Below are 9,690 nucleotides of genomic sequence, written 5' to 3'. Positions count from 1 at the left end.
CGCGCCGCCCGCCCCGCCCTCCCCCCCCCCGGCGCGCCCCTACCGCCACGCCGGGCGCCCTCAGCACCCCAACCCGTGAAGCCGCACTTCCAGGGAATGCCATGAGACTCCGTCGCATGTTCCTCGCCTTACTCGCAGCCCTCGCCATGATCGGCGCCGGAGCGGCCACGACCGCGCCGGCCTCGGCCACCTCCGCGAGCGCCGCCGCACCCGCCGCCGCACCCGCCGCCCTGGCCCTCGCCGCCGACTGGCAGCCGGGCGTCTGGTACGCCGTCGGCGCCCGCGTCACCTACAACGGCGCCGACTACGAGTGCATCCAGGCCCACACCTCGCAGACCGGCTGGGAGCCCCCGATCGTCCCGGCCCTGTGGAAGCCCGTCAGCGGCGGCGGCAACCCCGGCGCGCCCTCCGCCCCCGGCTCCCCGCACGTCACTGCCACCACCAACAGCTCGATCTCCCTGTCCTGGACCGCCTCGACCGGCACCGTCACCGGCTACCGCGTCTACGAGGGCTCCACGAACCGGGCCACGGTGTCCGGCACCTCGGCCACGATCGGCTCGCTCGGCACCTGCACCACGCACACCTACACGGTCCGCGCCTACAACTCGGCCGGCGAGTCGGCCGGCGCCTCGGTGACCGGCACCACCGGCGGCTGCACGGGCGGCGGCGGCTCCAAGATGCCCGGCGCCCCGTACCTCTACATGGGCTGGGGCAACCCGCCCGCCCCCGCATCGGTCATGAGCGCGACCGGCGTCAAGTCGTTCACGATGGCGTTCATCCTGTCGAGCGGCGGCTGCACCCCCGCCTGGGACGGGCAGCGCCCGCTGACCGGCGGCGCCGACGCGCAGGCCATCTCGGCGATCAAGTCCGCGGGCGGCAGCGTCCAGATCTCCTTCGGCGGCTGGCAGGGCAACAAGCTCGGCCCGAACTGCTCCACCCCGCAGGCGTTCGCCGGCGCGGTGCAGCAGGTCATCAACGCCGTCGGCCCCGCCGTGGTCGACTTCGACATCGAGAACACCGACGAGTTCGAGAACTACACCGTCCAGGACCGCATCCTGAACGGCCTGAAGATCGTCAAGCAGAACAACCCGAACGTCAAGGTCGTCGTCACCTTCGGCACCACCAAGACCGGCCCCAACGCCCACGGCATCCGGCTGATCAACCAGGCGAAGGCCCTCGGCGTGCCGATCGACAACTACACGATCATGCCCTTCGACTTCGGCGGCACCAACATCTACCAGGACACCGTCAACGCCTCCGAGGGCCTGAAGAACGCCCTGAAGAACGCGTTCGGCTGGAGCGACGCCCAGGCGTACTCACGCATGGGCATCTCGGGCATGAACGGCCTGTCCGACCAGCAGGAGCTCACCACCCCGTCCACCTGGACCCAGATCCGCGACTGGGCCAGGAGCAAGGGCCTGACCAGGCTCGCCTACTGGGCCGTCAACCGCGACCGCCCCTGCCCCGGCGGTGGCGTCGTGTCCAACTGCAGCGGCATCTCCCAGAGCGACTGGGAGTTCACCCGGATCACCGCCGGCTTCTGACCCGCCACGACGGCCCGGCCGCCACCCCGCGCCCGGCCGTACAGCAGGCCCCGGAGGAACGCCCCGCCGCACATGTCCCGCGGTGGGGCGTTCCCGGGAGTCCCGCGAAAGGACACCCCCATGAAGCTGCTCCGCACCCTCACGGCCGCCGTCACGCTCGCCGCCGGCCTCACCACGCTGAACGCCTCCCCGGCCGCCGCCGCCAACGTCCTCGCCAACCCCGGCTTCGAGTCGGGCCTGCCCGGCTGGACCTGCGCCGGCACGACCGCCGCCGTCTCCTCGCCCGTCCATGGCGGCGCCCGCGCCCTCCAGGGCACCCCGGCCGGCGGCGACCACGCCCGCTGCGGCCAGACCGTAGCAGTCCAGCCCGGCGCCACCTACCGGCTGTCCGCCTGGGCGCAGGGCGCGTACGTCTTCCTCGGCGCCACCGGCGCGGGCGTGGAGACCAGCACCTGGGGCACCCCGGGCGCGCAGTGGGCACAGCTGTCCACCTCCTTCACCACCCCGGCCGGCACGACGTCCGTGACGGTGCACGTCAACGGCTGGTACGGCCAGCCCCCGTACCTGGCCGACGACGTCGTCCTCGACGGCCCCGGCGGCGCCCCCGACACCCGGCCGCCCACGGTGCCCACCGGCCTGTCCGCCGGCGGCTCGACCGGCTCCAGCCTCACCCTCACCTGGAACGCCTCCACCGACGACTCCGGCGGCGTCGCCCGCTACGAGGTCTCCCGCGACGACGGCGCCCCGGCCGCCGTCACCTCCACCACCTACACCGCCACCGGCCTGAGCGCCGAGACGACCTACGGCTTCCGCGTGCGCGCCTGCGACGCCGCGGGCAACTGCTCCGCCTACAGCCCCTCCGTCAGCGGCCGGACGACCGGCACCGCCCCGCCGCCCACCGGCGCCATCAGGTACGCCCCGTACATCGACATCACCATGACCACGCCCTCCCTGGCCGGCGCCGCCTCGGCCACCGGCGTCAAGAACTACACGCTCGCCTTCGTCCTCGGCGACAGCACCGGCTGCAACCCCGCCTGGGGCGGCACCATCCCGCTCGCCGACGCCCGGATCATCGGCGACGTCAAGGCCCTCCAGGCCCAGGGCGGCCAGGTGATCGTGGCCAGCGGCGGCGCCATGGGCCCGTACCTGGAGCACACCTGCGGCGGCTCCGCCGCGCTGCTCGCCGCGTACAAGAAGGTGCTCGACACCGTCGGCACCAACCATCTGGACGTGGACGTCGAGGCGTCCATCGACGTGGCCAAGGTCAACACCGCCCTGCGGCAGCTCCAGGCCGAGCGCGGCACGACCGTCAGCTACACCCTCCGCGTCCAGGGCCAGGACTACGGCGTGGACCCGTTCTCCCTGCAGATCCTCCAGGACGCCGCCGCCCGCGGGCTGGAGGTGACCGTCAACCCGATGCTCATGAACTTCGGCCACACCGGCTCCTGGGGCGACGCCATGATCTCGGCCGCCCAGGCCACCCTCGCCCAGATGAGGACCGTGTGGCCGTCCCGGTCCGACGCGCAGCTCAGGCGGATGCTCGGCGTCACCCCGATGATCGGCCGCAACGACACCGGCATGACCACCACCCAGGCCGACGCCCGCAAGCTGCGCGCGTGGGCCGACGCCAACCACATCGGCTTCGTCGGCTTCTGGTCGGCCGGCCGCGACAACGGCGGCTGCCCCGGCGGCGGCGTCTCACCGACGTGCAGCGGCATCGCCCAGACGGCCTACGAGTTCACCGGCATCTTCAAGGGCTTCACGGGCTGAAGGGGGTCAGCGGCATGTAGGGCACGAGATGCGTGGGCTTGAGCGGCAGACCCGGTCCCGGCGGCCGGTACGTCGGCAGCGCCTCCCCGTACTCGTGCATCCACGCGTGGTCCACCATCAGCCGCATCGGCTTCGGCACGGGCGGATCCTGCGCCCGGGCCGGGGCCGGCTCGACACGGCCCACCGCGAGCTTGGCCACCGCGTCGGCCACCAGCCCCGCCTCCGGCAGCGCCACGTCGCACCGGTCGTCCGGCCCGATCAGCAGGTCCAGCTCCGGCGGCAGCGGGTAGATCGGCCGCGGCAGCGCCAGCACCCGGGGCGCCGGCGCCATCGGCAGGCCGTCGCGCACCGCCTCCACCAGCACCGAACGCGCCGTGCGCCCGCTCAGCACGCCGTCGGCCAGCGGCCAGCACAGCCTCCCCACGTTCGCGCCGTCCTCACCCAGGGCGTGCAGGCACAGGTACGGCACCAGCGGCACCTCGTCGCCCGCCCCCTCCTGCGCCCACCCATGACCGCACCCGGTCAGCACGAGCAGCGCCAGCATGGCCCGGTACGCGGTGTCGGCGTGCGACGTCTCCAGCCGCCCCGGCACGATCACGCACCGGCCCCCCGTCCGCTCCGCCGTCGCGCCCAGTTCCCGCGCCACCTTGACCGCCCGCGCGGCCGGCACCCCGGTCAGCGGCTCCTGCCAGGCCGGCGTGTACGGCTCGGCCCGGTCCTCGTACCCCGCCGGCCAGCAGCCGGGCAGCCCCTCCCTGGACACCCCGTACACCGCGAGCAGCAGGTCGAACACCGTCGTCACCAGCAGGTCCCCGTACCGCCGCACCGGCACGCCGCGCCGCAGCACGCCGGGCCCGTCGTCGAAGCGCGGCAGCAGCACCTCCACCGACTCGCCGCGCGGCCCGCCGTACACGCTGAGCCGGTCGGCGCGCCGCCCGATCCCGCAGCCCGCCACCCACGCCCCGCCCAGCTCGCGCAGCCGCACCAGGAACGGAAGGTCCGTGCGGTCCAGCGCGTGCCCGGCGAACGCCGGCCGTTCCAGCAGGAACTCCTTGAGCAGCACGTGGCCCATCGCCATCGCCAGCGCGCCGTCCGTGCCCGGCCGCACGACCAGCGTCTCGTCCGACAGCCGCGTCGGGTGCGGGCCGATCGCGACGACCTTCTGCCCCTTGTAGCGCCCGGCGATCACCCACGGCGCGCCCGACGTGCGGATCAGCCGGTTGTTCTCCCCCCACAGCATCACGTACGCCGCGCGCGGCCAGTCGTCCGGCTCGGGGCCCCGGAAGCCGGGTCCGAGCACCTGCCCCGGCGCGCTCGGCTGCTCGGTCAGCACCGCCCCGCCCAGCGCCGCCACCAGCCCCGCCAGCGGCGAGGCCGCGAGCGCCGCCACCCGGTCCGCGCCGTACTCGGCCGTCGTGTGCACGATCGCCGCGGCCGTCAGCTCCGCGGCCGTGCCGTCGTCCAGCGGCACCCGCCGCCCGCCGCGGGCCCTGCGGTACACCTCAGAGTTTGCTGTGAGTTTCGCCCAGGCGGCGACCGGGTCGCGAAGCTCATCTTTCACCTCGAAGTAGAGCCGGACCAGAGCCCGGTTGACCTGCGATCCCCCCATGAAAAGAGTTCAGCACAGAGGGTTACGGTCTATCGCGGTACGACCCGCCATGTCAGGGATAAGAATGCCTTCACAAGTGGAAGCATCCAGGGGAGTACGGCAGGCTAGACCCGCCATGGACTACGCATTTCTCACAGGGACCGTGCTCGTCGCGGGAGTCGTCTTCGCCATCGTCGCCCAGTGGCGCGACTGGCGGCCGCCCATCATCGTCGCCGTCGTCGTGGGCGTGGCCGTCCGCGCGCTGCTCCTGTTCACCGCGGCCAACGGCAAATGGCAGCCCGTCGACTTCGTCGAGAGCTTCAAGCCCGCGGGCGAGGCCGTGCTCAACGGCAAGGACCCTGTGCTCGCCAGCGAGGGCGGCTGGCACTTCCTGCCGACGATCCCGTACGTCTACGGCATCCTGCTCTGGTTCGGCATCCCGTGGGAGTACGCCGGGCGGCTGGTCACCGTGGTCGCCGACATCGTGCTGATCCCGCTCGTCGCCAAGCTGGCCGGCGGCCCCAAGGCGTCGCTGCGCGCCCTGCAGTACGCGCTCAACCCGCTCGCGCTGCTGGTGGCCTGCATCCATGGCCAGGTCGAGCCGGTGGCGCTGGTCTTCGGCGTGGCCGCGTTCGTGGTGGCCCGCGGGCCGGGCTCACCCGAGCGGGCCGGCATCAGCACCCAGGTCGTGGCCCGCGTCCGCCGCGGGGTGACCGCCTACGGCTGGCGCACGGCCGCCTACCGGGTGCTCGGCCCCGGCGGCCTGCTGCGCCGGGCCCTGACGGCCGGACCGACCGACCGCGCCGACCTCAAGCGGGCCGCCCTGGCCGGCCTGCTCATGGGCCTCGCTCTGTGCGCCAAGAGCTGGCCGATCTGGCTCGTCCCCGGCATGCTGCTGCTCCTGCCGCACCTGCGCGCCCGCGTGGCGGCGCTGTTCGTGACCGGTCTCGTGCCGCTGTTCTTCCTCGTCACCCTGCCGGTCTTCGCGGGCACCTCGCTCCAGCAGATCCCGGAGGTCATCAAGACCATCCAGGACATCCGCCCGATCGTCGGCGAGTGGGGCTGGACCCCGTGGTACACCAACGGCGAGTGGGCGCTGCGGCCCGACCTCGCCAAGTTCGGCACCAACCTCATCTACGCCTGCGTCATCGGCGTCATCTTCCTGTGGCGGCGGGCCGACCCGATCGACATGACCACGGCCATCCTGCTCATCTTCATGGTCGTGACCCCGCGGCTCGGCGCCCAGTACCTGCTGTGGTTCATGCCGTTCCTCATCGCCCGGCCCACGCGGTTCGCCTGGCCGGCGATCCTCGGCGCGTCGGCGTGGGCGGCGTACGGCTACGTGTACATGACCCAGTTCGACGTCAACACCTGGTGGGCGATGCACTCCGACTGGTCGCGGGCGTCGATCGTGCTGCTGCCGGTGCTGCTCGTCGCCATGCCGTGGGGCCGCCGGGTCGCGACCGGCGTGACGGCCCCCGCCGTGTCCACGGGGAAGGCCCGTGTCACGTCGGCCGTCTGAGGCGTCCGATTTCTCCAAGAGCCGGGCGGGCCGTGCCGGGTAGTTTCCGCTCATGGACATGAAGACCGACACGCTCACCCGGGCGGCCGCCTACCTGGAGCTCCACGGGCGGCTGCTCGACCGGCTGCGGTTCGAGGCGCTGTTCGCCGGCGGATCGAGGGACCGGGCCCTCGACGTGCTGCGCTGCTACCAGAACGCCGACGGCGGCTTCGGCAACGCCCTCGAACCCGACCTGCGCGGCGCGGCCAGCCAGCCGGAGCCGGTCGAGGTGGCCTTCCACATCCTCGACGAGCTGGACGCGTTCGCCGACCCGATGGTGCCGAGGGCGTGCGACTACCTGCTGTCCGTGACCGCCGAGGACGGCGGCGTGCCGTTCGTGCTGCCCAGCGTGCGCGACACCGCGCGGGCGCCGTGGTGGGAGACGGATGACGACCCGCCGGGCAACCTGGTGCCGACCGCCTCGATCGCCGCGCTCCTGCACAAGCACCGCGCCGTCCACCCCTGGCTGGAGCGGGCCACCGCGTTCGGCTGGACCCGGATCGCCGAGGTCGAGCGGACCACCCCGTACGAGGCGCGGGCGATCGTCGCCTTCCTGGAGGAGGCGCCGGACCGGGAGCGGGCCGAGGCGGAGTTCCGGCGCCTGCGCGAGGCCGTCCTGGACACCGTCGCCCTCGACCCCGGCGCTCCGGGAGAGGCCCACTTCCCGCTGGACTTCGCCCCGGCGCCGTCGCGGCTTCCGCTGTTCGACGCGGATCTGCTGGACCGGCACCTGGACGCGCTGGCCGCCGCCCAGTCGCCGGAAGGCGGGTGGAGCGGCAACTGGCTGATGTGGACGCCCGTGGTGGAGCACGAGTGGGGCGGCCACGTGACCGTCGAGCGCCTCAAGACCCTGCGCGCGTACGGCCGGCTCGACGCCTGAGCGGGTTGTCGGTGGCGTGTCCTAGCGTGGAGGCATGTACGAGGAGCGGCCGCCCACGCCGGAGCTCGCCGACCGGGTCGTGTGCGCCTGGGGCCAGATCCCCGAGACCGACGGCACGCAGCTCGTGGTGCCCGACGGCTGCGTCGACCTCATTTGGGGTCCCGCCGGCCTCTTCGTCGCGGGTCCCGACACGGGGCCGATGCCCGCGCCCATGCGCGCCGGAGAGGTGTTCGCCGGCATCCGCTTCAGGCCGGGGGCGACGGGCGAGGTGTTCGGCGTGCCCGTCCACTGGCTTCGCGACCGGCGCGTCCCCCTCGCCGCGCTCAACGCCGCGGCCTGGAGCCCGTACCTCTCGCCCGACACCGCGCCTTCCCTCTCGCCCGCCTCCTCACCCGGCACCGCGCCGTCCGCGCCGTCCGGCCCCCGGCGCCTGCTCGACGAGCGCCTGCGGCTCATGAGGCGGGCCGTCGCCGTCCGCCTGCGGGAGACCGCCCCGGCCGACCCCGCGGCCCCGGCCCTGGTCGCGGCGCTGCGGTCGGGGCTGAGCGTGCGCGAGGCCGCCTGGGAGCTCGGGTTCAGCGAGCGGCAGCTCCACCGCAGGAGCGTGGCCGGCTTCGGCTACCCGCCCAAGACGCTCCAGCGCGTCGTCCGCTTCCAGCGCGCGCTGCGGCTGGCCCGCTCGGGCGTGTCGCCGGCCGAGGCGGCGGCCATGTCCGGCTACGCGGACCAGGCCCACCTGTCCCACGACGTCAAGCGTCTGAGCGGCGTCCCGCTGAGCCGCCTCCTCATCTGAGGGGCCTGGGCACGGTGCGCTTCTCGGCCGAACCCTTCTCTGCCGCGGGAGGCGGGGTTCCCGGTGGCGCCGCGGCGGGCGGCTCCTCCGGCGGCGTACCCGACAACAGCGCGGCCGCCCAGGTCGCCCTCGGGTCGCTGTCCACGAGCAGGGCCCGCGCGAACAGGCTGAGCGGGATTGCCAGCAGGGCGCCCAGCGGGCCCAGCACGAAGGTCCACAGGATCAGCGACAGGAACGTCGTGGTGGTCGACAACCCCACCGCGTCACCCAGGAACTTCGGCTGGATGAACGACTGGATCACTACGTTGATGACGCAGTACGCGACGATGACCAGCACCATCTGCTTGATGCCGCCGTCGAGCAGAGCCAGCAGGGCGGGCGGGATGAGGCCGAGGACGAACCCGACGTTCGGGATGTAGTTCGTGATCAGCGCGAGCACGCCCCACAGCACCGGCAGCGGCACGCCGAGGATCGACAAGGCCACCGTGTCCAGCACCGCGCAGATCAGGCCGAAGACCGTGGAGACGATGAGGTAGCGCCGTGTCTTCTCGGCGAACATGGCCAGCGCGGTCACCAACTGGCGCCGTTGGCCCTTGCCCGCCTCGAGGATCCGCTGGGTCACGGGCGCGTCCAGGCACATCGCGAGGAGCAGGACCACGATCAGGAACAGGCTGGACAGCACGCCGAGCAGGCTCGACAGCAGGCTCTGCGCGAGTTCGACGACCTTGCCCACGTCGACGGTCTGGATCGCTTTGTTGATCTCCGCATTGGTGACGCCGTGGGCGGCTGCGAAGCTCAGGGCGTCGGCCAGCAGCTTCTGGAACTGGGTGGCGTACGTCGGGAGCAGCGCGGCGAGCTGCGTGACCGAGAACGTCAGCACCGCCACCATGCCGAGCAGGACGAGCACCACGATCAGGAACGGCACGATGACCTGGGTCCAGCCGGGCGCGCCGTGCCGGGCCAGCCAGCCGCGCACCGGAGCGACGGCGATGACCAGCACGAGCGCCAGCACGACCGGGCCGACGATGGACGCGACCTCGCGCACCCCGAACAGGGTGACCACCGCGCCGGCCATGCCCAGCAGGACGATGAGCGCTCGAGGAATGGGTTGATCGCTCACGCCGTGTACCTACCCGTGGCCGGGAGGAAACACCGATGGAGGAAGGCGGTTCCGTTGATTTGACGGTTCGGAGAGGGCTGCATAGAGTTCACCAGTCCCACGAGGACGGCGGTGATCGTCGGCCTCGCTCGGGGGCCACCTCCTAGCTTGATCGCCATCCGGCGGACCACTGTGCCCTGCACCGTGCCTCTGGACAGCGGCTTTGACATCGGTCAGATGTTGGAGTAGGTTTGGAGAGTTGCCCCGGAGACGGGGTGCGGTCGGAATTCCGAAAGCGCCGAATTTGACAGAGAATACGGTCGCTGAAAGAATAAAGACACAACGAAAACGAAGCGAAAAGCGCCTCTCGCAGTATCGGGGAGTACGCGTCCGTTTCTTGAGAACTCAACAGTGTGTTAAAAGCCAGTGCATGAATACATGCATGACCCCGTCGC

The 9,690-nt window shown here is 72.5% G+C and carries 7 protein-coding genes; 5 read left to right on the top strand and 2 right to left on the bottom strand.

Features of this window, described 5'->3' with window-relative positions:
- The first annotated feature begins 116 nt into the window (after positions 1 to 116).
- The gene (locus AB0H81_RS41595) at positions 117 to 1,544 is read left to right on the top strand and encodes a carbohydrate-binding protein (protein WP_358387004.1); all 1,428 of its coding nucleotides are present in this window, start codon (positions 117 to 119) and stop codon (positions 1,542 to 1,544) included.
- A gap of 120 nt (positions 1,545 to 1,664) precedes the next feature.
- A complete protein-coding gene (locus AB0H81_RS41590; protein WP_358387001.1) occupies positions 1,665 to 3,314 on the top strand; it encodes a carbohydrate binding domain-containing protein in 1,650 nt (549 codons plus the stop codon).
- Here the strand turns inward: AB0H81_RS41590 and AB0H81_RS41585 are convergent.
- On the bottom strand, positions 3,304 to 4,923 hold the full coding sequence (locus AB0H81_RS41585; protein WP_358386998.1) for a molybdopterin-dependent oxidoreductase: 1,620 nt from the start codon (positions 4,921 to 4,923) through the stop codon (positions 3,304 to 3,306). The two genes, AB0H81_RS41590 and AB0H81_RS41585, sit on opposite strands and share 11 nt — an antisense overlap.
- Positions 4,924 to 5,038: 115 nt before the next feature.
- On the opposite strand from AB0H81_RS41585, the gene AB0H81_RS41580 reads away from it, so the two are divergent.
- From AB0H81_RS41580 to AB0H81_RS41570, 3 genes are read left to right on the top strand one after another with little or no spacing between them, the layout of a single operon-like run.
- Positions 5,039 to 6,424: a hypothetical protein gene (locus AB0H81_RS41580; RefSeq protein WP_358386995.1), complete on the top strand. Its 1,386-nt coding sequence runs from the start codon at positions 5,039 to 5,041 to the stop codon at positions 6,422 to 6,424.
- Between the two features lie 52 nt (positions 6,425 to 6,476).
- A complete protein-coding gene (locus AB0H81_RS41575) occupies positions 6,477 to 7,343 on the top strand; it encodes a hypothetical protein (RefSeq protein WP_358386992.1) in 867 nt (288 codons plus the stop codon).
- A gap of 34 nt (positions 7,344 to 7,377) precedes the next feature.
- On the top strand, positions 7,378 to 8,136 hold the full coding sequence (locus tag AB0H81_RS41570; protein WP_358386989.1) for a helix-turn-helix transcriptional regulator: 759 nt from the start codon (positions 7,378 to 7,380) through the stop codon (positions 8,134 to 8,136).
- Here the strand turns inward: AB0H81_RS41570 and AB0H81_RS41565 are convergent.
- Positions 8,129 to 9,256 carry an AI-2E family transporter gene (locus AB0H81_RS41565; protein ID WP_358386986.1) on the bottom strand — a complete coding sequence of 376 codons (1,128 nt, stop codon included), beginning with the start codon at positions 9,254 to 9,256 and terminating at the stop codon, positions 8,129 to 8,131. The genes AB0H81_RS41570 and AB0H81_RS41565 overlap by 8 nt on opposite strands.
- Positions 9,257 to 9,690: the final 434 nt, after the last annotated feature.

The sequence above is a fragment of the Nonomuraea sp. NPDC050691 genome (assembly GCF_040654455.1).
Taxonomy (GTDB): Bacteria; Actinomycetota; Actinomycetes; order Streptosporangiales; family Streptosporangiaceae; genus Nonomuraea.
Note: the sequence above shows the minus strand (reverse complement) of the source record. Positions and strands in the feature narration are given on the sequence as shown.

What these genes read in the sequence shown, in the direction of transcription:
- AB0H81_RS41595 (WP_358387004.1), top strand. Translation starts at nt 117, where the DNA reads ATGTTCCTCGCCTTACTCGCAGCCCTCGCCATGATCGGCGCCGGAGCG.
- AB0H81_RS41590 (WP_358387001.1), top strand. Translation starts at nt 1,665, where the DNA reads ATGAAGCTGCTCCGCACCCTCACGGCCGCCGTCACGCTCGCCGCCGGC.
- AB0H81_RS41585 (WP_358386998.1), bottom strand. Translation starts at nt 4,923, where the DNA reads ATGGGGGGATCGCAGGTCAACCGGGCTCTGGTCCGGCTCTACTTCGAG.
- AB0H81_RS41580 (WP_358386995.1), top strand. Translation starts at nt 5,039, where the DNA reads ATGGACTACGCATTTCTCACAGGGACCGTGCTCGTCGCGGGAGTCGTC.
- AB0H81_RS41575 (WP_358386992.1), top strand. Translation starts at nt 6,477, where the DNA reads ATGGACATGAAGACCGACACGCTCACCCGGGCGGCCGCCTACCTGGAG.
- AB0H81_RS41570 (WP_358386989.1), top strand. Translation starts at nt 7,378, where the DNA reads ATGTACGAGGAGCGGCCGCCCACGCCGGAGCTCGCCGACCGGGTCGTG.